This is a genomic window from Paenibacillus sp. FSL R5-0486 (assembly GCF_037975155.1).
In the GTDB taxonomy this organism is placed as follows: domain Bacteria; phylum Bacillota; class Bacilli; order Paenibacillales; family Paenibacillaceae; genus Paenibacillus; species Paenibacillus amylolyticus.
On record NZ_CP150237.1, the window covers coordinates 4,271,309 to 4,297,612 of the forward strand.

24 protein-coding genes are annotated in these 26,304 nt (G+C 43.3%); 7 read left to right on the forward strand and 17 right to left on the reverse strand.

The window, feature by feature from the left end; all coding sequences use genetic code 11:
* Positions 1–11: 11 nt before the first annotated feature.
* The 5 genes from MKY01_RS18915 to MKY01_RS18935 all read right to left on the reverse strand — a co-directional run bounded on the left by MKY01_RS18915 (position 12) and on the right by MKY01_RS18935 (position 5,681).
* Complete coding sequence (locus MKY01_RS18915; RefSeq protein WP_127549461.1) at positions 12–1,601, reverse strand: methyl-accepting chemotaxis protein; 1,590 nt, start codon at positions 1,599–1,601, stop codon at positions 12–14.
* 558 nt (positions 1,602–2,159) lie between these two features.
* Positions 2,160–2,840, reverse strand: coding sequence for a hypothetical protein (locus MKY01_RS18920; RefSeq protein ID WP_127549464.1), 681 nt, complete (start codon positions 2,838–2,840; stop codon positions 2,160–2,162).
* Positions 2,841–3,047: 207 nt separating this feature from the next.
* Entirely contained in the window at positions 3,048–3,644 is a 597-nt protein-coding gene (locus tag MKY01_RS18925) for a cupin domain-containing protein (protein ID WP_076250084.1), read from the reverse strand.
* A gap of 138 nt (positions 3,645–3,782) precedes the next feature.
* Positions 3,783–4,739, reverse strand: a complete 957-nt coding sequence (locus MKY01_RS18930) for an aldo/keto reductase (RefSeq protein WP_255319877.1) — start codon at positions 4,737–4,739, stop codon at positions 3,783–3,785.
* Positions 4,740–4,874: 135 nt separating this feature from the next.
* A complete protein-coding gene (locus MKY01_RS18935) occupies positions 4,875–5,681 on the reverse strand; it encodes a helix-turn-helix transcriptional regulator (RefSeq protein ID WP_255319878.1) in 807 nt (268 codons plus the stop codon).
* A gap of 162 nt (positions 5,682–5,843) precedes the next feature.
* Here MKY01_RS18935 and MKY01_RS18940 point away from each other — a divergent pair, with 162 nt between their 5' ends.
* Complete coding sequence (locus tag MKY01_RS18940; RefSeq protein ID WP_127549470.1) at positions 5,844–7,382, forward strand: hypothetical protein; 1,539 nt, start codon at positions 5,844–5,846, stop codon at positions 7,380–7,382.
* A 120-nt stretch (positions 7,383–7,502) separates the two neighbouring features.
* Here MKY01_RS18940 and MKY01_RS18945 read toward each other — a convergent pair whose 3' ends face one another.
* Positions 7,503–9,065, reverse strand: coding sequence for an FAD-dependent monooxygenase (locus MKY01_RS18945; RefSeq protein ID WP_339283116.1), 1,563 nt, complete (start codon positions 9,063–9,065; stop codon positions 7,503–7,505).
* A gap of 125 nt (positions 9,066–9,190) precedes the next feature.
* On the opposite strand from MKY01_RS18945, the gene MKY01_RS18950 reads away from it, so the two are divergent.
* Complete coding sequence (locus MKY01_RS18950; RefSeq protein WP_339283118.1) at positions 9,191–9,829, forward strand: TetR/AcrR family transcriptional regulator; 639 nt, start codon at positions 9,191–9,193, stop codon at positions 9,827–9,829.
* 184 nt (positions 9,830–10,013) lie between these two features.
* Here MKY01_RS18950 and MKY01_RS18955 read toward each other — a convergent pair whose 3' ends face one another.
* The 5 genes from MKY01_RS18955 to MKY01_RS18975 form a co-directional block, all read right to left on the reverse strand.
* Positions 10,014–11,366 carry a glucoamylase family protein gene (locus MKY01_RS18955; protein ID WP_127549476.1) on the reverse strand — a complete coding sequence of 451 codons (1,353 nt, stop codon included), beginning with the start codon at positions 11,364–11,366 and terminating at the stop codon, positions 10,014–10,016.
* Between the two features lie 293 nt (positions 11,367–11,659).
* Complete coding sequence (locus MKY01_RS18960) at positions 11,660–12,136, reverse strand: hypothetical protein (protein WP_127549478.1); 477 nt, start codon at positions 12,134–12,136, stop codon at positions 11,660–11,662.
* 20 nt (positions 12,137–12,156) lie between these two features.
* Complete coding sequence (locus MKY01_RS18965; RefSeq protein ID WP_127549480.1) at positions 12,157–12,534, reverse strand: DUF3784 domain-containing protein; 378 nt, start codon at positions 12,532–12,534, stop codon at positions 12,157–12,159.
* A gap of 18 nt (positions 12,535–12,552) precedes the next feature.
* Positions 12,553–13,296 (reverse strand): hypothetical protein, encoded by a 744-nt coding sequence (locus MKY01_RS18970; protein ID WP_127549482.1) that lies wholly within the window; start codon positions 13,294–13,296, stop codon positions 12,553–12,555.
* Positions 13,296–14,603, reverse strand: coding sequence for an SPFH domain-containing protein (locus tag MKY01_RS18975; protein ID WP_127549484.1), 1,308 nt, complete (start codon positions 14,601–14,603; stop codon positions 13,296–13,298). The genes MKY01_RS18970 and MKY01_RS18975 overlap by 1 nt, the downstream gene beginning before the upstream one ends.
* Before the next feature lie 805 nt (positions 14,604–15,408).
* On the opposite strand from MKY01_RS18975, the gene MKY01_RS18980 reads away from it, so the two are divergent.
* Positions 15,409–16,389 carry a serine hydrolase gene (locus MKY01_RS18980; RefSeq protein WP_339283121.1) on the forward strand — a complete coding sequence of 327 codons (981 nt, stop codon included), beginning with the start codon at positions 15,409–15,411 and terminating at the stop codon, positions 16,387–16,389.
* An 83-nt stretch (positions 16,390–16,472) separates the two neighbouring features.
* Here the strand turns inward: MKY01_RS18980 and MKY01_RS18985 are convergent, their stop codons facing one another.
* Together MKY01_RS18985 and MKY01_RS18990 are read right to left on the reverse strand one after the other, a co-directional pair.
* Positions 16,473–17,495 (reverse strand): serine hydrolase, encoded by a 1,023-nt coding sequence (locus MKY01_RS18985; RefSeq protein WP_127549489.1) that lies wholly within the window; start codon positions 17,493–17,495, stop codon positions 16,473–16,475.
* A 143-nt stretch (positions 17,496–17,638) separates the two neighbouring features.
* On the reverse strand, positions 17,639–18,247 hold the full coding sequence (locus MKY01_RS18990) for a TetR/AcrR family transcriptional regulator (protein ID WP_127549491.1): 609 nt from the start codon (positions 18,245–18,247) through the stop codon (positions 17,639–17,641).
* A gap of 169 nt (positions 18,248–18,416) precedes the next feature.
* On the opposite strand from MKY01_RS18990, the gene MKY01_RS18995 reads away from it, so the two are divergent.
* Entirely contained in the window at positions 18,417–19,355 is a 939-nt protein-coding gene (locus MKY01_RS18995; RefSeq protein ID WP_339283124.1) for an alpha/beta hydrolase, read from the forward strand.
* Positions 19,356–19,496: 141 nt separating this feature from the next.
* Here the strand turns inward: MKY01_RS18995 and MKY01_RS19000 are convergent, their stop codons facing one another.
* On the reverse strand, positions 19,497–20,225 hold the full coding sequence (locus MKY01_RS19000) for a DUF1361 domain-containing protein (RefSeq protein ID WP_127549495.1): 729 nt from the start codon (positions 20,223–20,225) through the stop codon (positions 19,497–19,499).
* Positions 20,226–20,254: 29 nt separating this feature from the next.
* Entirely contained in the window at positions 20,255–20,791 is a 537-nt protein-coding gene (locus MKY01_RS19005; RefSeq protein WP_127549498.1) for a hypothetical protein, read from the reverse strand.
* 421 nt (positions 20,792–21,212) lie between these two features.
* On the opposite strand from MKY01_RS19005, the gene MKY01_RS19010 reads away from it, so the two are divergent.
* Positions 21,213–21,794, forward strand: coding sequence for a spore coat protein (locus MKY01_RS19010; protein WP_235193902.1), 582 nt, complete (start codon positions 21,213–21,215; stop codon positions 21,792–21,794).
* Between the two features lie 241 nt (positions 21,795–22,035).
* A complete protein-coding gene (locus MKY01_RS19015) occupies positions 22,036–22,989 on the forward strand; it encodes a hypothetical protein (protein ID WP_339283127.1) in 954 nt (317 codons plus the stop codon).
* Between the two features lie 99 nt (positions 22,990–23,088).
* On the opposite strand, the gene MKY01_RS19020 is transcribed toward MKY01_RS19015, so the two are convergent.
* Positions 23,089–24,024, reverse strand: a complete 936-nt coding sequence (locus MKY01_RS19020; protein ID WP_339283129.1) for a sigma-70 family RNA polymerase sigma factor — start codon at positions 24,022–24,024, stop codon at positions 23,089–23,091.
* Between the two features lie 31 nt (positions 24,025–24,055).
* On the reverse strand, positions 24,056–24,502 hold the full coding sequence (locus MKY01_RS19025; protein WP_036672879.1) for a carboxymuconolactone decarboxylase family protein: 447 nt from the start codon (positions 24,500–24,502) through the stop codon (positions 24,056–24,058).
* 409 nt (positions 24,503–24,911) lie between these two features.
* On the opposite strand from MKY01_RS19025, the gene MKY01_RS19030 reads away from it, so the two are divergent.
* Positions 24,912–25,958, forward strand: a complete 1,047-nt coding sequence (locus tag MKY01_RS19030) for an aromatic ring-hydroxylating dioxygenase subunit alpha (RefSeq protein ID WP_339283131.1) — start codon at positions 24,912–24,914, stop codon at positions 25,956–25,958.
* Positions 25,959–26,304: the final 346 nt, after the last annotated feature.

Here is a 26,304-nt window from a genome sequence, read left to right on the forward strand (position 1 = left end):
ATTCAATTTTATTAATTTGTTTTGAAGGCAGCTGCCGAATTCGCCAGTTCTTCCGCAAGATGTGCCAAAGACTGGCATGTTGCCGCTGTCTCTTCAGACGCTGCAGCGGATTCCTCACTGGAAGCCGAGATGGATTCAACAGAGCTCATCACCTCTGCGGCTTGGGCTGCTTCTTCTTCACATGCAGCAGCAATTTCGTTTACTTTCTGTGAAGAGTTATTGACCATATCAATGATCTGATCAAACGCCTGTCCAGTCATGGAAGACTGCTCAACACTGGCTACTACAGCCTGTACACTTTGTCTCGTATTTTCCTGCATTGCTTTGATGATGGCTGTAATTTCTTTGGTCGCCTCGCCACTTCGTTCGGCAAGCTTCCGGACTTCATCTGCTACTACGGCGAATCCTCGTCCTTGTTCTCCGGCACGTGCCGCTTCAATTGCAGCATTCAGCGCTAGCAGATTGGTCTGCTCAGCAATATCGTCAATCACTTCAATGATGTCACCGATTTTACGAGAATCATCTTCAAGTTTAGTCATTTTTGTATTAACAGCTTGCATACCTTCCAATGAAGTCTGTACAACAAGTCCACCTTCACGAGCAGTCTTCACCGTATCGTTGGACAGTTCAGCCGCTTCTTCCGCACTTGCAGCGACGGAGTTAATGGCAAGTGAAAGCTCCTTGAACAATTCGGAGATATTTCCCGCCTCACTGGATTGGCTTGTGCTGGTGCTCGCAATTTCCTGTGTGCTGGCTGAGATCTGTTCCGAAGAAGCAGCAACACTTTGGGAGTTCATCACGATATTGTTAATTAACTCTTTCAGATTATCGACCATCCGATTCAGTGCCGCGGCTAGTTGACCCACTTCATCTTTGCTGGATATTTCTGACTTAAGGGTGAGATTTCCGTTGGCAACTTCCGTAGCTAGACCCAGCATAGCCATGAGCGGCTTCGAAATGGAGCGAGAGATGATATATCCAATGAGAATACTGAAGAGTACGGACAGAACCACAAGAATTATCGTTACTTTAAATGCTTGTGAATAGGCAGCCTGAGATTGTATATTCGCCTGTTCAGCCATACTTTCATTAAGGTCGATCAAATTGGTAAGGAGTTCTACAATCCTGTCTCCTTGTGGTTTAAGCTCAGATTTAAGGAAGGTATTAAAGGCACTTTGATCATCTGCGACAGCCAGATTAGTTGCTCGTTCAAACATTGTTAAATATCCTGGATATTCCGCATCAAAATTACGGAGTAACTCTATTTCTTCAGGGGTTGTTGCAAGCGGACGATAGATGGTCAGGCGATCATTCACACTCTGACGGATCGAAGCGATGTTCTCCGTGATCCGAGTTTTTTCGGTTTCAACGGTTTCGAAGCTCAAATCACGCACGTTCACACGCATTCTTTGATAATCAATCTGAGCAGATGATAATTCTTTGACAGAGATTAGATTGTTGTTATACATCTCTTGCATTCGTTCATTCGTACTTCTCAATGTTACTACAGAGTAGACGCCAAGCGCCGCAAGGATTATCGACACAACTAAAAACGCTGAGATAATCTTTGTTGCTGTTTTCAAATTTCCAAACCACTTCATGTAATCTCCTCCTAGGCATCGTAGTGTCCAGTTATGTATATAACGCTTGGTAAACCCTTCTCTAGGTCGCGCTCCAGACAACTTACGATCTATTTCGACATAAATATATTAAAACTGAATAGGAGATTTTTATTTCTATAAATTTGCACTATTATGAATTTTTATTTCAGATATAAAGAATCTTCTTTTTAATATAAATTATACTTTTTACCTATTAAATTGTTTTTTTAATTTACATATATACGTATAATCAACATTCTGCATTGACTTACACATACATCTCCATACAAAATTTCATGTGACATGATCTTCTTTTATTTATACAAGAAGTTATATAGTTCTTACGTCTAACAAATATCATTTTCCACACAAAAAATTATGTATTTTTTCTGTACACACTCAACATTTCAAGACCTTAGTCTAATAAATGATTACTTATACTGAGTCCATTTTCCCATAAAAAAAAAAAAAAAAAACCAAACCCGAATCAACAAAGTTTGGTTCTGAAGCGAAAAAATACACTTTAAATTAACATAAAACCCGTTTAAAACTAATTATTTATGTGTTATATAGCTGCTCCAGTTCCATTAGGCGGTCCTTAATCCTGTGCGGAATAATTCCAAACAGATTATCCCACGTCATGAACATCTCCGGTTTTAGTAAATATTCTTCGAACTCCATGGTAGGTACAAACGCTTTGGTCTGCAGATAACGCTCTACCTGATCATCGATCTGTTCATTTGTTTCAAAATAATCTTGAAACAACTCATTCACAAGTAGCCCATCACATCCAGCTTCGGCACCTGCTGCACTATACAGGTTTGGCAATAACTCAAATACAACCGGAAGTGGTGAGAAAGCATGTTTGCCAGGCTGTGAGTACAGACATACATGATGTCCAACCACATTGACCCGTTCCTTCAATAATCCGCGCAGCACCTTCCCATGAAAGCTGGCTTCACAGTCTACTACCTCTCCGTCATGACCCACATAAACCCATACATGCTCCATTTCATACAGATGTCCAATCTCATAATCCCACCAGATTGCATATTCAATTACATATTGTACTACCTCGGTCGGAAACTTAATGTCCCTTCTGAACGATGGTGAAGGCCCCGATTGATGCAACACAGAAATGCCAACAAAATCAGGATAAAAAGGTTCGGCTCTGTCAAACATCAAAATAGGTGCATAACTCATTGCAGTTTCAAGCGTTTTCATTTCTGACATGTTCATTCATGAGTCCTCCGTTTTTGTTGGATGTTCATACTATACTAACAGAGAACGTAACCCACTGACTCAGGCATTTTGAATTTTTTTCTAATATAATACCAACCCCTCCATGGACTTCATACGATTATTACATCGACACATCAAAAAGCCTGCAACTGATATTCTCCAGTTACAGGCTGTGTACTTTGATAATAAATAAGGAATCTTGAATTAAGATTTCAGCTTATTGGATGGTGACACGGACGTCTTGGAAGGTGAAGTCGATTGATCAGAAACCTGCGTATCACACCCTATTGGAGGGCCCAGAATCGCATCATTTTTAATGGAAGCAACAGCTCTCGTATATGCCTCTTCATCCAAACAGTACGCGCGGTGAGCCACTTCCGGCGGTGTAGCTGCCAAGAAATCCGCTCCAAATACAATATCAGGCGTTGGTTGATCGAAGATAGTTAATACATATACATCATCTGTCTCAGCCACAAACCAGTGAAACCAGCCTTTCGGAAATACCACAACCTGACCTGGTTTCAGACGATATGTCAATCGTTCACGCGTAAACGGATTAAAGACTGACGCTGTAATTTCACCGGTGATGACCACAACCATCTCCGTGACATTGGTGTGCCAGTGTGGCTGCACAATGATTCCTTTGCTTAAGTACACGTTGAAGAACCCATTTGCAATGGTCGGCAGCTGTTCTCCAAACAACTGGGTTACATAGTTGCGTGAATCCCTCTGATAATTGACAACCGCATTGGAATCGGCTGCCAGCGGAACATTCGGGGCTTGTAAAATCGGATTCATCATACGATCATTTCTCCTCCTTGGGCATACATCTCATTGTTGTACTGTATGCCGGAGAATAGAAAGATAATACCGTTGACACATGTTATATATTGTTTTTAATCCTGAACTTTAGGTTTCTTAGAATCTTGTATAAACAAACTAGACTTGACCAGGGAATCTGCCTCCGGCTGCAATGCCTTGGGGAGATATGTGATCTATCTGGTTCATCTCATCATCCGTAAGCGAAACCTGTAGCGCCCCTAAGTTCTCGTGAACTCTTTCCAGATTGCGAGTCCCCGGGATCGGAACGATATGTTCTCCCTTTCCAAGCAACCAAGCCAGAGCAAGTTGAGAGACCGTACACCCTTTTTGCTTAGCCATCTCTTGGATCAATCCAACAACCTCCAGATTTTTCTGAAAGTTCTCACCTTGGAAACGCGGATAGTGACGACGATAATCATCTTCCGGCAGATCGTCTATAGAACGGATCTGACCTGTCAGGAAGCCCCGCCCCAAAGGGCTGTATGGAACCAAGCCAATGTTCAATTCATGCAGGACAGGCATAATCTCATCCTCAAGCTCTCGACTCCATAATGAATATTCGGTCTGCAACGCTGTAATCGGATGAACAGCATGTGCACGCCGAATGATCGCTACTGGCGCTTCGGACAAACCAATATATCGAATCTTCCCCTGTTGAACCAGATCGGCAAGTGTGCCTATGGTCTCTTCAATGGGTGTATTCGGATCAGGACGATGTTGATAATACAGATCGATATAATCCATTCCCAGGTTGTAGAGACTTGCATCTACTGATTTTTTGATGTAGGCCGGATCTCCCTTGGGGCCCTGCGTGTGTGTTATACCAAATTTGGTGGCAACGATTGCTTTGGATCTTCGACCTTGAAGCGCGCGTCCAAGCAGTTTTTCATTCCCACCAAATTGCTGTTTTTCATACGCTCCGTACAGATCCGCCGTATCAAACATGGTGACTCCTGCATCCAGCGCACCCTGAATGGTATGTACAGATTCGTCATTATACGGCATCATCATCACACCCAGGCCGAGCGCAGATATTCGTAATTTATCATTTCCCAGTGTTCTTGTTTTGAGCATGTGGCTCCCTCTTTTCATCTTGAAATAGAAACGTTAACTAGATACGTATGAACTTGAGTTCATTCTATTTCACTTCCGAGACCCCAACCACACTCTGTTTATGCTAGTAAAGAAATTACCAGTTTGATTAACTTTCTATATGGCAGCAGGAACGTAAATACAACAATGAATGCCTGATTGGCTGTTCAGATTATTCATGGAAAAGATATCGTAAGCATGCACAACGCCATCTGCCCGATCCGTCGTTTCAAGCAGGACACGATTGACTTGTTTGAGTTCAACTTGGTGCAGGTTCCAGATCGTTCGGAAGTCTATACTTTCTTCACTCAATTGTTTCACGATTCTGCTAAATTCGGGGTCACTCGGATACTTGTCATAATACGTACGGAATACGGCTACCGAGTGCCGCGCGAATTCCTCCCAGTTGTGCATACGCTCCCTGAGCGCTGTATCCAGAAATAAAATCCGCATCATTAAACGCTCATTCACATTCATCGACGAGAAGTTGAAGAGGTTCGTGTCTGCAGCTTCATTCCAGGCAAGTACCTCAGAACGTTCATTGGTAATAAATGAAGGATGAGTCAACTGGCCAATAATGCTCTGCCACCCTGGCTCCAGTTGCGAATACGAAGCAAGGAATTCATGTTCCGTATTAGGGTCCCATAAGTCAAACAGATGACTCTTCTCTTCCAGGGTTAAACGGAGCGCATTCGCTATACTCTGCATCACTTCTCGTGAAGCCGCCAACTCTCTACCCTGTTCGAGCCACGTGTAATACGTTGCACTGACACCAGCCAATACTGCCACTTCTTCCCGCCGTAGACCGGGTGTTCTTCGCTGTCCATGAGATCCTGACAATCCAACTTGTTCCGGTTGAATGCGGCTCCTCCGTGATTTCAAAAACTCACCCAGTTTTTTGTTGCGGCTCATACTTGTATCCATAGACATCGTTCCTTTTTTATAAAAGTATTCAAGCCTATTCGACTCTATCCAAAATGGTAGTCTCTGAATGACTTTGATATAATTCATCTATTATTAGTTCTGCAGAATACTTAGTTTACAAGTAGCTTAGCATCGATTGATGCAGAACGAAAGGAGCATAACATGATCCCCAATGTTGGAGATGTGTACTGCGTGTACGTCGAAAAATTACAACAATATACAGCCTGCCAGGTAACTGGACTGAAAGAAACAGAGGGTAAAACTTCTGACACGCTTGCCTCCGTCCTTCAGTTGGATTGGACTGGTGATCAACTGCCTAATGAAATGCATCTTCATCAGATGAAACCATTGATCTGTAACTTCTATTTCTGGAATGATCGACTTGCCCATAGTTTCGTGAGTGCTAATGTTCCTTCACAGTATGTGCTTGCAGGCAATATCCCCCCTCTCTACACCGAGGAAACAAATACGTATGGCGGAGGCTGGCCGATCGGAGAAAGTCTCTATCTCCAGCGTGAATGGGAAGGTATCGATTCGATCCGAAGAGCGCAGTTCAAACAAGCTGCGGATGATGACGAAGATGTGATGATTGGGGATCGTGTAATGCGGCGCAGTACGAGTACACTCCGCGATTTCAGCCCTAGATCTTCTGAAGATGTAGCCGAACTCGCAAAGCTACCTTGTCTGACACATATTGAAATGGATGGATATACGGAATCAATCTTTTCATTTATAGAGGACAACCCGTTCATTAATGAACTTCATATCATACATCATGGTCAAACGATGCTCGATATCAGCAAGAGCCATCTGACCAGACTTATCGTGGATGTCAGTGGGTTGAAGGAATTAATTTTGAACACAAAGATGAAAAGTCTGAATTTCACAGGAGAGTTGTCTCCTGATCTGCGTATCTTGGCTTATGAAGACGGTAGATGCATCACTCTCAATGTTCCATCGGGCCTGCCACAGGTTAGGGGTATCTCACGACTTGAAGGTCTGTATATCAGAGATATCACGGAGCTCAATCTGAAGCCACTTGTGCAGTATTATCCTGAGCTTTCAGAGTTGCGACTGTGGGGTAAACCCGGCAATGTATCCCATATAGAGTCGATTCAGCATTTGGCAAATATGCAAACCTTCACTACATATGACCTGTTCGGCTTCAATGGTGACGAATTCCCTGATCCAGAGCAACTTCCACAATTGGCTACGCTGTGGCTAACCAGCCTTCCTGCCGATGCAGCCAAATCAATCAAAACAAGATATGAAAAATCCGTTGCTGCCGGACTTGATATGGAAATCACCAAAGCACGCAAACCGGAATGGCTTGCGGAGAACCTGAACAATCCGTTTCGGGATTGGGATGGGCGGGACCACATCAAGGCAGCACACACCAAAAAAGCAGCTCAATTGTACAAGCAGTGTTTGAAGGAAATACGTCAGTTAAGTCAAGATTTTAATAATCAGGAAGCTATGCACAAACGGCTCGTCTCCCTGGTTGAGAACTACACACAGACCTTCAACAAGATGGATGCCAAGACCGGCTTTATTGAAACTGTTGAGCGGGAAGAGATTTATGTTGTTCTAACGGAGTTGCTGGATCAATTACAGCAGCATTTGGAACTGCGTCAAGATGATTTGATTAAGGTTAATCACGAGGAATTATATGAGGTATTTGATCGTTTGAGGGATTTTTAGTTTACGCAAAAAGGGTCCTGTTATGAAAATGGCAGGACCCTTTTTTGCATGAATAGAATTTCTTGCACTCTATTTTCAATAAGACGATGTGACTCGGGCAGAACCTTGGGTCGCTCGATCCTATGATAAGCCACACAAATTCAAGTAATTCAGGATCGATGCGGTATCATCAATGGAGGTGCGCAAGGCGATGTAACCGTCAGGACGAATCAATACAAGTTCTTTACTTGCGACATCGTAAATTCGATAAGCATTCCCGGCAGTGTCTATTATGCCTTCCGCCTCCTCCACCTTCGATGGAAAGATATAATGCAAATGGAGTGCATCGTTGGTGAAGTTCTTCAGAGAAGGATCGATGTAGTTTGCAAAAGCCAAAAGCGTCCAGTGTGGGCCGCGCAAGAGGTCAAAGACACTTCCTGCAAACCCGGTGCCTTGTAGTCCAGTAGCATTAGGAGCACGATCTCCAGGAAGTAAACGGGTAGCATTTGTTCGAGCAGACGGACGGGTAAGCGAACTTGAACGATAGGAAATGAGAAGCCCGCTCGTCAGATCGTCGGATATGGTGCTCAAGGATTGGGACAACCCTCCGCCTTCAGTCGCCGTTCTTATAACGCCTCCCATTTTCTTTGTGCTGTCTTTGAGCACGGCCTGTGCCACTGGGCGGCGCTCCTCATCGTAGGTATCGAGTAAGGCGGTGTCTGCTCCGCGTATGACAGCCGCCAGCTTCCAGCCGAGGTTGTATGCGTCCTGTATTCCCGTATTCATGCCTTGACCACCGGCCGGCGAATGAACATGAGCCGCATCACCGGCAAGGAAAACCCGGTTGTTTCGGTAACATTCAACCATACGAACGTTGACCCGGTAGATGGACAACCAAGAAGCATCCGTAAGCCGAACACGTCCGGACCCGGCACGACGGTCAAACATGGCTTGATACGCCTCTAGCGACGGCTGCTCTGGTTCATCGATGGCTGCCGGAATTGTAGCCTGCAGTTGCCAAATATCGGATTTTGGCAGCGGCGTCACCCCGATCATCCCCTCCGAAGAAGTCCAGATATGGATATGGTCACGATCTAACCCTTCCAATCGTACATCGCCAAGATACCATCGCTCATGATCATGTGTTTCCCCAACCAACGGTAAGTGTATAAATTTGCGTATATTGCTTTTGCCCCCGTCAGCGCCGACTACATAACGAGCACGAATTTGCTCTTCTCCTTGTGCTGTATTCAACGTTACCGATACACCATCCACATCCTGAACAAGCCCTACAGCTTCCATGCCCAACTCAACTTGACCGCCAAGCACTGCATATCGGTCGCGCAACGCTTTTTCCACATCAAATTGAGCAATCCAGACCGGATCACGATAGGGTGTCTCAAGTTCGGCGCTGGCTGCAACAGTAATAGTCGGCTTGTCCACACTTCTGCCATCTGCGGTATAATAACGAACAGGCAAGTCCACAACACCTGTATCAACAATGTAGTGAACGGCTTCCAATTCATCAATGACTTCAAGCGAGCGAGGCTGGATTCCTTTGGCGCGAGATGCAACGTTATACACGGTGCTTCGTTCAATAATACGATGGTTGACGTTTCGACGGGCAAGGTCGCAGGCAAGTGTAAGCCCTGTGGGTCCGGCCCCGACAATGAGAACATCAACAACAGACGGTATGGTATTCATGAATAAAAACCTCCTTGATCATTGATTTGATACGCTACATTTGTTACACTACACCGTACAGTGTAGTTTGTAAAGCAGGACCTAATCCATTTCTGAAATACACATATAAGGGGGAAAACGTAAGAATGGATCATACAGAAAACAAGAAAATCCGCAAAGGCTCTTCAGACAAGCGAGCTAAAATAATTGCGGCGGCACGAGAGCTGTTTCTTTCAGACGGGTTTGATCGTTCCAGCGTCGATACGGTCGCAACTAAAGCGGGAGTTTCCAAACGGACAGTTTATGATTATTATGGCGACAAACAGAATCTACTACTTGCCGTTGTGGAAGAATCCAGTTCAGCGGTTCTGGTCATGATTGAGCAAGGGATATCAGACCACCTCTTGAAATTCGAAGATCTTGAGCAGGCGCTCATCTTATTTTGTGAGCAAATCGTAGCTTCTGCAAACGGTTCGGCAGACTACAAGGCTTTGATCCGTCTGGTTATGGTGGAAGCTGCCAACCTGCCAGACTCGTTTTTTGAAAGGCTGGATAACGCAACTGAAGAGGGGATTATCAGAAGGTTTACAGCGTTTGGACAAAACGGACTGCTCCATGTGATTGATCCTAAAATGGCTGCAAAGAACTTCGCTGCATTAACGTTTTTATTGGTATTCAATCAACCGGGAAAAATCGGGACATTAGATGAGGAACAAAATAAACATATCATCACTGAAGGCGTACGCGTCTTTCTTTGCGCTTATGCCCCACAACGTAAGTCTTAAAATCGCCATTGTAAATGCCTTGTCTTTTTCCGGATAAATTCAATAATCTAATCGATCTGCGACTTCATTATCAGTGGTAAACGCAAAAACGGAACGAAGCATGCTGATACCCTGCTTCGTTCCGTCCATCTTTTAATCTTCGTCCCATTTCGTTAGTGATCTTGCTCTAATCTAAAGCAGCCCTTCATTGAATGGAAAACACTTCTTTTTTCAATAATTCTTCTGGCTTCTGCCCTATCACATCACTGTGAAAATAATCGCGGATAACGCCATCTTGAAGATAGTTGGCGATCGACACCATAATCATCCCTTGATCCAGTGCCAGATAAGCTTTTGCAAGTTCTCCCGTTTCAACATTGACTGAGTCATAGAACCCATATTTGCCAAACATTTTGAAGTTCTTTAAAGCTTTAATGTTCTTTCGAACTGCTTCAGGGGCATAATCCAGAGCAAGGAATGTTGCGTGTGCTGTTACCGTTGCTCCATCTTTGTAACCTGAGGTACCTAACGGTGTTGCTGCAAACTCACTGTAACCTGTCGGAGTGGCAGAAGGTGAGAAGCCCCATGCGGCATACCCTTTTTCTTTGGCGTATTCGATTTGCAATTCGACATGACGCTGGTTGTTCAATCCCAAAGCTTGAGTACCCAGGTCTTTTTCCTTTATGACCATACCGGGCATAAGAGCTTCAAACATACTGCCTCCCCAGCTTGGTACGAACTTTTTATCCTTGTATACATAACTTCCTTCAAACACATCCACTCCATCGTACTTAACGGATTTGCCTTGAGGAATCTGAGCTTGCCAATCCCATTCTTGAGGTAATGTGCGATACATCTTCCACCAATGATCTTGAGGAACGTCACCTTTCCCAATAGCAATATAGCTGCCTACACGTGGTTCCGTATAAAACATCCCATAATGGTGGTCCGTCAGCGCGCCTTTAGCCACATCATAACCGCCGCGGAATTGGCCGACTTCAGGATCATATAGCGGAGTATAATTCATATTTTTAACCAACTTGCTTGTTTCCCCATGAAGTTCTTCATAGGCTTGCCCAACAACAATTAAACCAGCGGATAACCAGCCATTATCGACTTGGGAAATAAATTGTCCCCAATCTTTCTTCACTGACCCGTCATCTGTGTTATACCAGTTATAAAATAGGCCGTTCCACTTTTCTAATTTTTCGAGGGAATTTATTGTCGTTTGCAAGCGATTTACAGCTTCTTTCTTCGAAATAATGCCCAATTGTTGCGCTGAAACGGTACTCATCATATACATTGCGATGTTTGTGGGTGAGGTACGTTTAGCTTCTTCTATCCCGTTTTCAGTGTGCCGTACTTCATCGTAAGTCAAGCCAGTATTTTGATCCGTATAGTCCTCAAAAAACGTATAGGTCTTATATGCAATCGCTTTCAATTCTGCTCGAAATCCAATTAAATTGCTTGAGTCACCTGCTGAAGCCATAGGAGTTAAAGCTAGATTAGCTAACAAACAAAAAGTTAAAATGAAGCTGAATTGTTTTACTTTTTTCATGATTTTCTCCCTTCAAATGAATTCGAAACGTTTCGTGTACATGTTATCATAATTTTCCCATTTCCGTAAACAAGAAAATAGAACGCTTACAAATACTGAATATAATGTGGCTTAATTATAAATGTGAAATTCGAAACGTTTCATTAAAAGGACCACATTAAGGTAATTCACGTGGAGTTATATGACGTATTTGATCGTTCGAGGGTCTTCTAGAGATTCTAAATTGAGGAGATTAAAAGCCTGACTCCATAGGAATCAGGCTTAATCCTTTCTCGTATCCATTCTGAACCGTTCTAATTTGCTACAACTGTTGTTCCGCAATACTCGCAATCCGTTGATTGTTTAGGAAGCACTTTTGCCTTCGCCCCACACCCCTGGCAACTCACTGAAACAGGCCTTTGTGGCTCTTCAACTTTTTCTTCGACTTTCTCTTCAGTGTTTTCCTTATCCGAGAAATTGATCTCTGTATAGTTAATTGTATTATGACTACTGTAACTCACGGTGTTGCTATTGTAACTTGAATAAGTATGCGGATTCACATTTTCGCGATCAAGATGACCTCCATAGTCTCCTCCATAAAACTTTCGTTCCGGGACACGTTTTTTCCTAAGCAATTTAATACCAAAATATAAAAACAAAAATTCAACGATAATAAATCCAGCCATAGCAATGAGATTTTTAGTACCTCTGAAATTATTTGCATTAAACATGGCAATCGGGATCGCAATGGCATAAAACATAAAAAAGAGTCCAAATAACTTCCTTAACAACACGATTCCTCCTATGCAGTTTAAGAGATCCTCATTGTCGTTCCACAATACTCACAATCCGCAGACAAAGTAGGATATACCTTTACCTTGGCCCCACACCCTGAACAATTCACGGATACAGATTCTTGAGGTTCATCTTCTCTATCTTCATATTTCTCATTATGCTGATCTTCGTAATATTGATTATCATTAGAATTGTGATGGTATTGATCAGTGTTAGAACGAGATTTAGGTCGACCACACATTTTAATTCCAGTAACAAGTACGATAACCCCTGGTATAAAAAACACAATTGTACTAAAAATGGCCATCTCCGTTCCTTCAGACAGCATGATTAAAGAGAACAGGATCGTCAGACACGAAATGATAATTAATATAATTCCAAAAAATCTTTTCACGGCATTTCCTCCAGCAATTTATGATTTGCTTGTCATGATCTGTTGATTTCGCTCTTTCAAACGGAACTTTAACTGGGATAGTTGCGAAGCAAAACGTTCACTATTTACCAATTCCCCTGCTTCGTACTGATTTGCAAGCTCACTGTTCATCAATTCAATGTCCAGCAAGATCTGGCGGTCATTTTTCTCAAGGGAATCCGGAGTGATTGGGTCACTATACTTTACAAGTTCAATTAATGATTGAACGGTTTTGCGCTCTTCTTCCACAGTTAGGACGGGATGTTGCACCATGGTATGAAGCAATTGTTGTAAAGCTTTTTCGATTAATTCTAAGTTTGCGATTTTTGTATGTTCATCTGTTTCATGACGGCGCGCACTTTGAATATAGATCATAATGATTCCGCACAAAATAATTGCGATCGCAATCGTTAACGTGTGTAACAATACGAACCAGCGAAGCGCATGATCTGCTGAACCTGTTAACAACGTGTAGATCATCACACAAATCAGATAAATACCCAATACTACACCTAAAGCTGTGTAACCTGGAACAAACCGTTTAAACCGATCCATATTTTGCATGATGAACCGCGCGTAGATCCAAATAGCCGTAATCGCTACATAAGAAGCAACGAGATTCATCCAAAAAGAAAACGACAGAAGCGCATGATTAAACAGCGTAAAAGAAACGATTGACGATACTAACATGCATATTAAATAGATGACATCTAAAATCAAGAGATTGCTCCGTTTTACCATCACTATGCCTGTCCTCCTTCTTGCAGATTGTTTCCGCAATTGAGACAGAACTTCTGGCCGGGTTTTACTTCATGTTGGCACCGACTACATTTCAAGCTTAAACTTGTGCCACAGTTGCCACAGAATTTTGTATGACCGGAATTCATATGGTTACAATTTGGGCATGGGCTAGGCATCGGTTGATGACATTGGATACATTCCAATGCGTTCTCCGCATTATCCGCCCCACATGAAGGACATGCATGGTATTTGTCACCACAGTTAGGACAGAATTTGGTTCCCTTTGGCAAGGCATGTCCACAATTGTTGCAATCTGTTGTTGCTACCGATTTTTCGGCTAATGAATTGCCACATTTGCTGCAAAAAGAGCTGTTCTCCTGATTCGGATGATGGCACTGCTTACATATACTTACTGCAGGCGTTTCCTTCGTAGACATCACTTTAGACATCTGGGACATCTCGCCACTGAAAGAACCCCCCAGACCAACCCCCATGCCCATACCAAGCCCTGCGCCCATGATGTCTGACTGCATGCTTCCTTCATTCTTCGCTGCACCTTCAAGCGTATCAAACGAACGTTCTTGCTGATATGTGTACCCAATAATATCCATCTCAGCTTTGCGTGCCAACGCTTCTCTTAATCGAATGACTGAAGGGTCTTCTTCAGGCAGATTAACATTGTGAATATACAGGTTGATTAACTCAATACCAAATTCTTCAAAAGTAGAAGCTACCGTATCTGCAAAATGTCGTGATATTTCGGCGATATATGCATTGATCTCCAAAACACTTACTTTTCTATGTATTAGATATGATGACAACATGGAGTTAATATTCATAATAATCAACCCACGGAAGTAATTAATCATATTAGCTTGGTTAAACTCAGGCAGTGTTCCCACAAGCTTGACCAGAAATTTTCGTGAATCCGAAATTTTAATTCCCATTTGTCCAAATGTTCTTACGGGAACAATAATATTATACTTGGGATCCTGGATCTGAATCGGATTCGCCGTTCCCCATTTAACGTCCAATGCGCTTACTTGATTGACATACCATACTTCTGCTGCAAAAGGTGACTTTCCTCCGAACGGAAGGTTAACGAGACGGTTCAAGATTGGGATATTCGCAGTACTCAGCGTATGCCTTCCGGGTCCAAACATATCAAGCGCTCTTCCATCCTTGAAAAGAATTGCTTGTTGAGATTGATTCACAATTAACTGAGTCCATGTTCCCAGTTCAGTCTCGGGATGTTTCCAAGCAAATACATCAGGTGAGCCATCATACTTAATTACGTCAATAATCGCCATGTTTAATTCCTCAATTCAGTATTAGATTACTATAATTTACTATAAAGTTTTTTGCTAAAACACTGATTCTACACTATTTCCTATATTTAATTATCTTTCATCTACTTGTTCCATGTTTAGGCATTGATATTTTACCATTTCTAACCTTAATACGCACTAACATAGTTCATTTTTCATATGATATTTTTCCTATATTAGCATATTCATAATGGTAAAGACCTCTTCCATATGTTCATAGGAAAGAGGTTAACTATGTAACCACAAATTGTGAAAAACCAAAATATTAGCTTGTGAAACCACTCTCGATCATAATCAACGTCCCAATTTTGAAACCACTCGCAAAAGCTTCTTTTGAATGTATAGAGTGAACTTGATCCATCATATCAAACAATACCTCGAGTTGTTTAAAGTCATCCTCGAAAGCTTGCTCTGAAATTTTTCGATAGAAGCTGTAATCTCCTTATGAATAGAACGATACTCCGAATCTTTAGGAACAATATTCTCCTCTGGTCTCAGGTTACCGTAATATAATTCTTCTATTATATTTCCCACATCACAGACCCCTTTCTCTTATACATGTCTGGTACTCTTCTCATGACAATTATATAAGATTGACAGACAATGCTGGGAATTTATGCGATATTCGCATATGATTCTTATCGCTTTCATAGGATATCGCATTTTGCATGCTTGCTTTGACATAATAATGTAGCGCTTGTTGAGCCCTACCTCGGGAGTATGCTAAGATAATGGACACCTATTTCTACAAAATCCTATAACAAATCAACCGTACAGAAAGGACACTATGAATCCTTCATCACTGTCACCCAAATTACAACAGATCGTTCCGCAACTGGATATGCGAAGCTGCCTCGTCAGCGTACGCGGTGAGATTATGTACGAACACTACCGCAACCAAGAGGCTGCGACCGATATTGCAAAAATCAATTCATGTACCAAGAGTGTGCTGTCCGCGCTCATCTGTATAGCGATGGATAAAGGCTTGTTGCCAGAGGCATCAACCCCAATCTCCACCTTTTTTCCACAGTTGACATCCGATCCTGACCCGCGCAAACCAGCGATCACACTGGAACAACTGCTCACGATGACAGCCGGATTCAACTGGGACGAGTTCGGCGGGCAGAATTCATTCCCTCGCATGACCCGCACCGATCATTGGGTGGATTTTGCGTTGGAACAACGCTTAAGCCATGTACCGGGTACATATATGGAGTACAACTCAGGAGTATCACAGATTCTATCCGCCATCCTGATGCAAAATGCAGGTATGAACGTAGCCGAGTTCGCAGAGCGTTATCTTTTTGACCCGCTCGGAATTAAGCATTACGAATGGGAAAGTGACCCTCAAGGTGTACATACTGGCGGATTCGGTCTTAAGATGTTACCCGTAGATCTGCTGAAATTCGGTCAGCTGTTTCTACAGCAAGGTATGTGGGAGGGGCAGTCTCTCATTTCAAGTGATCTCGTATCTCGTTCGACGCAGACTTTTATTACAGTCACTCCACCGAATCACGGCAGTTATGCTTGGCATTGGTGGGTGGATGTCTATCCGAACGAAAGGTCTGACTTCGAAAATATTGCTGCTGAAGACGACAAATCCAATCTCCATTATTATTACGCGCGAGGATTTGGTGGTCAGTATGTATATATTGTCCCAGAGCTCGAACTTGTTACGGTGTTAACCAATGACAAACGAAAGAAAGAGAAACCTCCGCTGGATGTTTTCCCTCGATTAATTGCCCCTGAGCTATGGAAAATGTTATAAACGCAGGCAATCCTTCTTTCCTGTTCGATCAATTAACCCCCAACCTTGTGGCCATAACCTGACCATAGGTTGAGGGTTATTCGTCATGCCAAAGCTTCTTCGATAGCAATTGTTATTGGATACGGACCAGACTCTTGATTAGAGAGCACAACCAGTTGTAGGTCATAGTCCGGATACACGGAAGACATGAACGACACCCCTGGATCAAACCCCATGACATGAAATTTGAAAATGTCTTCCTCTTTACGGTCAATCCAGATACCCTGCCCATAATACTCTTCATCCTCTTGATGAGCATGTGGAGTTAATAACTGCTGTGTCGCCTCTTCATTCAACAATTGGTGACCCAGCAAAGCATCCCAAAATCGAATCATATCCGGTGCCGTAACATAGGCTCCACCATCTGATCCACCTTTGACAGGAATAGAGAACATATTGGTGTTCCAAGAGCCATCTTCATGATCGATATACCCTAAAGCTGTGTTACGCGGGAGCTGATCTGTTACGAAATAACCGGAGTCCTTCATACCACACCTTTTGAAAATGTGCTCTTCCACATAATCTGTAAACGACAGTCCTGAATGTTGTTCCACGATAAGTCCCAGCACAATGAAACCCGCATTGTTGTAGTGAAAACGTTCACCCGGAGCAGACTTCATTGGCAGATGCTGAAACATGGGCAGAAAGTCACTTAAACGCCGCATCGCGTAGACGGGTCTGTCTTTCCATAATTCTGAAAAGTCATTCATCACTTCTTCATCGAAATAATCCGGAATGCCTGACGTGTGTGTTAACAATTGCTGGATGGTGATCCCTTTGTCCCATAGTGGAAACTCCACATCCAATACATCCGTAAGCTTGGAATCCGCAGACAGCTTGCCCGCTTCAATTAGTTGGCATATACTCACTGCCGTGAAGATCTTACATCCAGATGCAATTCCGAAGCGTGTATCCACCTGATTGGCAAGTTCTTCACTGCGATTTGCATAACCACGTTTCATATTCAAAAGGGTTTTCCCGGCTTGTTGGAGTAATACAACACCCGAAAAATTAACGCGTTCCATGACTTCTTCTACTTTTGTTGTCAGCTCTACTGCATTCAACATTTTGTTGTTCACCTACTTTCCTATGTATTCATTACATTCTCATTCTTAATTCTTCGTCATCTCCTGCATACCTGCCAAATTTTCATAAAAAGAAGGATTACTCCCTTATATAAGGAAATAACCCTTCTTCAGACAACGTAAGATTAAGTTTGACAAAGCATGCACAAGTGCTGTTCAATCACTTGTTCCACTCGTTTTACCGTAAGTCTATCTGGCTGCATTAGAATATGAATGGCGAGCCCATCCACAAGAGCATATAACTTCTCTATCTCCATCTCAGCATCCAGTTCAGGATGTGTCATCCCCTGCTTCTGCAACTCCTGTATTACCCACTGAACAGACCGATACATCCCTTGATGCATCTGATCACTTAACTTTTTTAATTCGGGGTACACCAATAATTTGGCTGTAAACGAAAACCAGACCTCCATTTCCATCATTCTGTCTTCGTCCAACGGGAGAAATTGCAAGAGCAGATTCTTCATATCCAGCATTACAGATCCACTCATCTGTAATTCCTCCACCCTTTTCTGTACCCGTTCTGCAAAAAGATTCATGCAAAAGGTGAACAATTCGGCCTGTGTGGCAAAATAATGACGCATGGAACCTACAGATAGTCCCGCTTCCTTTGCTATATTCCGAACGGTAGCATGCTCAAGTCCATGCTCTTGAATGACCCGGATTGCTGCATCAGCAACGATTTTCCTTTGAGCTTCATGATCTACGATTTTTGGCATGACAACATTATACAACAAACTTCTCTTTTTGTAATACACTGTGCTATAATCTTTTTAATACATTGTACTAAAATATAAAAACAGCTGTAGGAGAGGAATTCATAAGATCATGCATACAACTACCCCAGCCTCAACACGCAAGAAATTCAGAGTTTTCACCTTCATAGTAAGGTTATTCTGCACAATGCTACTACTGATAGGTGCCGCTTTCGTCTATGAGTGGTTTGCTTCGTCGCAGGCCAAAAAGGGCTTTCCACCTCCAGGTACACTCGTTCAAGTCGGCGGTTACCAACTACACATTCATAAACAAGGCAATGGTTCACCGACCATACCTATGGAGGCTGGAAGTGGTGAAACCAGTTTGTCGTGGAGAGACATTCCTGTGGAACTAGCCCAGCATGCAACGGTGGTCACGTATGATCGCGCAGGATATGCCTGGAGTGAATCTGCACCTACAGAACGTACAGGTGCAAATATCGTCAAAGATTTACATGCTGCTCTGGAGAAGGAGAACATACGCGGCCCTTACGTTATGGTAGGTCATTCTCTTGGGGGTATGTATGCTAGACTCTTTGCACAGACCTATTCAAATGAGGTTCAGAGCCTTGTCCTCATTGATGCGCGACCTGAGGATGATGAACGGAACACAAAGGCTTTGTTGGAACAGGCTCAGTTTCAGGGAAACCCGCCTGCCTCCTTGTTATCTTTACTGAAGGTATCTGGAGCTTTCAGATTATTTCCAGACTTTATGCTTGATGGTCTGGTTGCCAAGCAAGATCGGGATACCTTTGTTAATGTGATTGCTACCCCTTCCTATTTTCACGCCAAAGAAAAAGAAGCCCTCCTCGCACATTCAACAGAAGATGCCATTCGTGGCCAAAGTCTTGGATCAATCCCTGTACGTATCATTGCACGCGGACGTCCTCAAGACTATGCTAGTGCAGGGATTCCGGTTGACATTGGGCAGAAGCTCGAATCCATATGGCAATCGGGGCAACGGAACATGTTGAATATATCGAAGGATAGTCAGCTCATTGTGGCCACCCGCAGTGGTCATATGGTTATTCATGATGAACCTGAACTGGTTGTGAAAACAATCCTTGAGTTAATCTCTGATAAGTAGAGGCATTTTTCTTCAAAACATCCTCCGCTCGATCCAATGTTAAAGGGCTCTTCCAATAGCCATGGGTATGACTTGGAACAGCCCTTTAAGCAGTATACATTAAGATTAGATCTAATGAGTTCGGCCTTAAGAAAATATTAGTTAGCGTAACGCTTGCAGGTCCGATTCGGGACTTCCTGCACTCTTCTTCGTTTCACGGGGAGCCCTCGTATTGATCAGATAATACAATGTGGCATAGATTGTAGTGATAAACGTGCCAAAAAACAGGCAAAACGCCAGAGACGGACGGCTTACACTTTCGTGCATCAGTTCAATCAGCGTCTCGCGATTCGTCAGTGCATCCCAGCTATTCAGTCGATATACACGTCCAAGCAATACCCCGTAACTTCCCAAAGCACAACCTGCCAGTACAAAGGTCCAGGATGCCCAGCGTCCAATTCGGTGATAGATCACTTCCTGAAGCTGATACATCGACAGGAATCCAAGCAGAAGTCCAGTCCAGACAAACATTAATAGAACACTTAAGTCGTACCAATACGTGTAGTCCACCCCGTTCCCACCATAATACCGGGAACTTCTCGCTGTCAGATGAACCAGATCCGTAACAATGTAAGAAGAGTTCGGGAAAAATAACAACCACAGCAGACCACTTGCAACTGCAAGCCATGCGGCACCTTTCCATTTCACATCACTTAGAAGATAGGCTGCATAAGAGAACACAAAAGGAATCCAGCCCAAGAACAGATTCCAGATCAGGAAGCGGAAATAACGCTGATCCAGCCAATCTGCGGCTACGTAGTACAAGCCAAGCGTTACTATAGTAACCACACTAAGGAAAATAAATATGCGAATATAATTCAGTTTTCTCAATGATTCTGACCTCACTTGATAAAATTCAATTAGTTTCGAAAATAGCGGATGATTTCTTCCTTATTCTTTTCCACACGCAAATTTAATCCTCGTTTATCCTTTAATCCATACTGCTGTAATTCATGCCCTGGATCAAGCACCAACGGTTTAGTCGCCACATCAACCAGCAAATCCATCGTCAGTTGATAGGTTTCCCGTAACTTGTCCATCGGCAGAGAAGATTCATACCGTTTAATCAGCTCAATCAGACGTTCAGCATACACGAGACGAACCATACTGTCCGCACTCTTCAATTGTCTTGAAGCGAATGCAGTAATTGCCGTAACAATTGTCGGTTCTGTCCGATGTTTGGCAATCAACGCAAGTTCATCCACCGCATCCCAATTCATGATAGACAGCTCGGAACTTAATTGTTGAATTCGCTCTCCTATCCATTGTTCCTCTAACTCTTGGGGTACGTCCCATCGCTTATAGTCGGCATACACGCCTTCTCGATGCATCTGTATAGCGCTCCCGTAATGTTTGACGAACAAATCCTTTGCTACATCCCAATTGGTCTCTTCCATCTTAACCACCACCATGCCTATTCCTATTTGTGCGTATACTCCTAACACTTTACATAAGTTTACTACTTTCCAAGCATACTATAGAAGTTGAACTATACATTTGCATCGAGAACGCAGAAGACAGAAACAAACTGCAGAAGCGAAGCGTTCGCTAAAAGCTTTCTACAAGAAAGCTACTTCGGAAGCATAAGCTTATCACCGGATTTTCACCTTTGTAAAATGAATTAAAAATCTGGGGATAACAGCGATCGGAAGGTTGTTCTGTCATCGGAGTGGCAAGTGTAAATATTCTTTCGTTCAACTTATATAGAATCATACCATTTACCAAAGGAGAATCAAGATTACAATGAATCCAAATTCCATGAACCCTCAGAATGTAGTACAACCCACATTGAATGCTAATCCAAATGTCACCCCTAACATGAATCATGGCGGCCATGAGATGTTCGATGTACATGAGATTCTGTCCTCCACCATTAACGTCCTGGATCAATATATGATCTTTCGTACATTTGTGCAGAGCCAGGAACTGATTGGCATTCTGGACCGACAGTACAATTTCATATTATCCCAGTACAATCTGACAGCAGAGTGTTTTGCATCCGGACAGAAGCCTCATCAAGAGACAGCTACCTATATGATCCCCAACATGGTACCACCGGTATATGGCCTTAAGCCATCAGCACCGAAAAAGCCAAACCAGAGCTTAGCTGATGTAAAGGATGCCGGGATTAGCGGTCATATGCTGGGACTGATCAAGTCACATGCGAGTCTGCTCGGCATGTCCTGTAGCGAGATCACAAATGGAACGGTTCGCCGAGTCATTGCTTCACAGATCCAGCATTTTATCGAGATGGCCTATGAAATTTTCATGTTCCAGAATAAAAACGCCTATTACCAAGTACCTCAACTCACCCCAAGTGATACACAACAGATGCTTCAGGCATACATTCCAGCAACCGGAGCACCTCAGATGCCTATTAACAATAAACCACTTCATTAATTAGAAAATAAAGTCCGATTCCCCAGAACAGTCTCTTCAACCCATGCGGGTTTTAGGGGCTGTTCTTTGGTTATTTATAATCATTTCCTGCTTAAGACTCTTGATTTGGTTACCAGAAACTGGTTTAATCAAAGACAAACCCGTACATATTCTACTTACGGATCATACATATAAAATAGGGTGAAATGCCGTTATACGTGAATTCAAATGGCTTTTTCTTCATTAATGGGGAGGTATACAAATGAGATGGAAGCAACCTGCTAAACTTGGTTTACTAGCTATGGCTCTCGGCTGTACTGCCATTGGCGCAATAATTACACCTTCAACAACACTCGCTGCATCTGTCCCCGCTTCCAAAGCGGTGTATCATCAATTCCAAACCTATCGAACAGAAGCAGTGAAGTCCACAGAAAGTCTGGTTAAAGCGCGTAAATACCTGATGAATCATATCGATAAAGTCGGACCTTGGCAGGCCACACTAATGACGCTGCAATTGGAGAACATGCAGAACGTGAAATTAGCTAATATGGATTACCAAATGTATACGGAACAATTTCAACAGGCCATATCTCAAGCCCATGAACAACTTGGTTACGAACAGAAGCTTACATATAGTCGTCTGCTCAAAGAAATTAAAGATCCGACCGTGAAGAAGCTTCTGCAGGAAGCTTCAGATCTCGGGTTCAAACTGGAAACCAGTGAAGGCTTGTATTACCCCATCATCAATTATGAGATATATCAAAAGTTCAAACCTTTTGTTAAGGCTGATATTGCTGCATACATTAATATTATGGCTACCGAGTCCAACCAAATGACGACTTCAGATGGGGGCATTATCATCTCTTGGAACGAATTAATCCAGCGTGCATTGGAGAAAGAAGCCTTTTTGAACAACTTCCCGAATTCCAATCGTACATCAGCAGTGAAGCAAGGGTTATTTGTGGATTATCTGTTTTACGGAAGTGACAACACGCCTGCTTATGATTGGTACACGGATGAAGAAATTCGCACCATGGACCCTGTGGTGAAACAGGCTTACGAGAAAGCTTTGGCTAAGCGGGAGCCCAATACGGAGAGTGTTCTTCTGGACACTATGGAAAAGATTTTACTGCTTCTCAATCAGAATAATGATGAGCTTACACCTGAAGTCAGAGCAATCATTGAACCTGTTCAACAACAATTTGCCCGTGAATAATCAGATGCTGAATCGCAAAATGTGAATGCCAAAAAAGCGGCAATCCTCGTGACAGAGGTTGTCGCTTTGAAGTTTACATATCAAGTCCTTATGTTTGGATCAAAAAGTTGAAGTGTCTATTGATGTAAGTTTGTTCGGATTTACAACGAGATACACACCCTCAATCCGCTCTCCAGAAGCGTCCAGCTCCAAACAGAGTACCTCGGACAACTGCCCTTCTTTCATCAACGCGAGTTGAAGTTCGCCATTGATCCACATGGGCACCCATTCTCTTTCACGCAATCGCGTAAGGACTCGCCGTGAGGTCAGGAGTGCAAGCACACCTTTGTGCACGTTCATTGTTCTCATAACCGTATGCACAACGCCACCGCCATCTGCTGTAAATACAGGCTGATCCGCCAGTAACTCGAGCATGGCAGAGACGTCATAACGAAGGAAAGCCGTTGTAAAACGGCTCAGCAATTCACCTTTGGCTATCATATCCGCATCACTCTGCTCGATCGGCGGAAGTCTTTCGGGCAGATTTCGTCTGGCGCGGCTAAAGATTTGACGGCAGTTACTCTCCGTTTTGCCCAGCCAATCCGCTATTTCGGAATAATCATATCGGAACGCTTCACGAAGGACAAAAACAGCCCGTTCCATGGGCGATAGACGCTCCAACATGACCAGATAGGCGTAGGAGATCAGCTCTTTTTTCTCCATCGTTTCCTCTGGCATGTTCTCCTCTTCACTGTCACCCATCGGCTCTGGCAACCACTCACCAACATAACTTTCCCGCTGATTACGGGCGGAATTTAGCAGATTCAAACTTCGGTTCACAATCAATCTGGCGATGTAGGACTTGGGATTACGAATATCCTGAGTAGACGTGCTCTGAATCCCCGCAAAGCAATCCTGCACAATATCTTCAGCTTCTACCACACTGCCAAGCATGCGGTAAGCTATTGAAAATGCATATTTTTTATAACGAATATACAACTCACCAACATCCAGAGAAGACACTTCTGGTTCATTGGCGTGGAAATTGGAATTCATAAGAAGCCTCCTCTGGCATGGTGCGTGTATTTTAGTTAAAGCAACCCGGATACATCCCTGTTGTAATCGCAATCCGGTTCCAGTTGTTAATCGTGTTAATGGCCAGGATCAGATCCACCAGTTCGGATTCACTGAAATGTTCACGGACCTTATCGTACAACGCAAGGGGTACACCGTGTTCTGAGATTCGGGTCACCGCTTCAGCCAGCTCCAGCATAACACGTTCTTGATCCGTGAAGAAAGGCACTTCACGCCACACACTCAGCAATAAAATATGATCCGCATAATCTCCCAGTTTCATCAGGTCTTTGGCATGCATATCGAGACAAAAGGCGCAGCCATTAATCTGGGACACGCGGATTTTCAACAACTCGTATAACACTTTATTTTCAAATTGCCCGGATATATATTGCTCCATTGCCATCATCGCTTTAAAAGCACCTGGACTCGCTACTCTGTAATTCGTTCTTAAATTCATTTCTCATTCGCCTCCGTCATTTGGTTTACATACTGTAGACAAATGACAGCCGGGATCTGTGACATTCTTTGCGAAAATCTTTTTATGCCCACAAGAATGGTTGCTCAACAAACGAATATTCACACTGAGATTCTGATGACAGGACAACCTCCATGGAGTTAATAATCAGTAATGGAAAAAGATACTGGAAAGGTTGTTCTCTTTTCTACAATTAACATCTAATGTAAGAAAAATCCGCGTTTTCCCGTATTCATGTACGGTTTTTGCTGTACCGTTTGTAATTTCAACCAAAAGTAGGTTGGATATATTGATATTTTGACCAAAAGAGTAGTAACATACGGCTAATCAAGTTAACTTTTCTGACATTAAAAAGAGAATCGTTTATCCATATCAGCAAGGAGTGTTTCCTATGATAACTTCCAACGCAAACCATACGATGACTTCCGAATTACCTAGAGGGTGTACGTTCACTGCTGAAGACTGGCATGTATTATCCCAGTATTGGTACCCGGTAGCCCAAGCAACCGAAGTAACAGACAAACCCCTGGCTGCTCAATTACTCGATGTGAAGCTGGTTCTCTACCGCAGTAATGATCAGGTTGTGGTAGCCAAGGATCTTTGTTTTCACCGCGGGGCCCCACTTAGTAAAGGCTGGGTAGAAAATGGCGAGATTGTCTGCCCTTATCATGGTTTCCGTTATAATTGTGAAGGAAAATGTACCGCAGTACCTGCGCACCCAAGCTCCAAGATCTCGCCTAAGCTCAAACTTATCGTGTACCCGGCAGTCGAACGTTATGGCTTGATCTGGACCACTTTGGCAGGAACGGAAGAACAGATCCCTTCCTTCCCTGGATGGGATGATCCGGATTATATCAATATTTTGCCACCCAACTTTGACATTGCTGGATCCTCTGGACGACAAATGGAGGGTTTCCTGGATGTATCCCATTTTGCCTATGTGCATACCGAGACGTTTGGTGATCGAAACAACACCGAAGTCCCCCAATACAAAGTGAAACGCGAAGGTAATGAGTTACTGGCGGAGTATTGGAGTACTGTAAGTAACTATGGCAAAGGGCAAGATCTTGTTGCACCTGAAGGTTTCCAATGGCTGCGCGAGTTTCGAGTGTTCCCACCTTTTGCGGCTTCTCTTACGGTACATTTCCCAGGAGACGACAAGCTAAATATTCTGAATTGTGCTTCGCCAATCTCTGCCCGTTATACACGTTTATTCTGTCCAATCACACGCAACTTTGACAAAGACGCTCCGATTGAAGACACAATCAAGTTCAACTTGCAGGTATTTGAAGAAGACCGCGAGATGGTCGAGTCACAGAAACCGGAGGATCTGCCCCTAGATCTGTATGCCGAGGCCCATATTCCTGCGGACCGTACTTCGATAGCTTATCGTCAATTATTAACGGAGATTGGTTTGGGACGAAATTACACATCGTAAATTAAATAGGTGTTCTTCAATCTCAGGCAAGCTATCGATGATGGATGTCGCGCCTAAAAAGTCTTGAAGTACTATCCTGCGGTCTCTGGGGAATGGGTTGAAAATTTTCTTAGGAACTCAGGACATCTTATTTGGCCTCTAGGTCCTCATTTAAAATTGTAAGGAACCTCAGACTCGTTATTTCCCAAAATCCCCCGATAAAACACTTCATACGGCTTTTTATTCTGATATAACATGTCTCAGATTCTTTAGATTTCTGGGCGCTCCTTAAATCCTTGATTAAGACGCCTACGATTCGTTAGCACTCCATGCTCCGGACTCGTTCAGGTATGCATCGGCTTTCAGC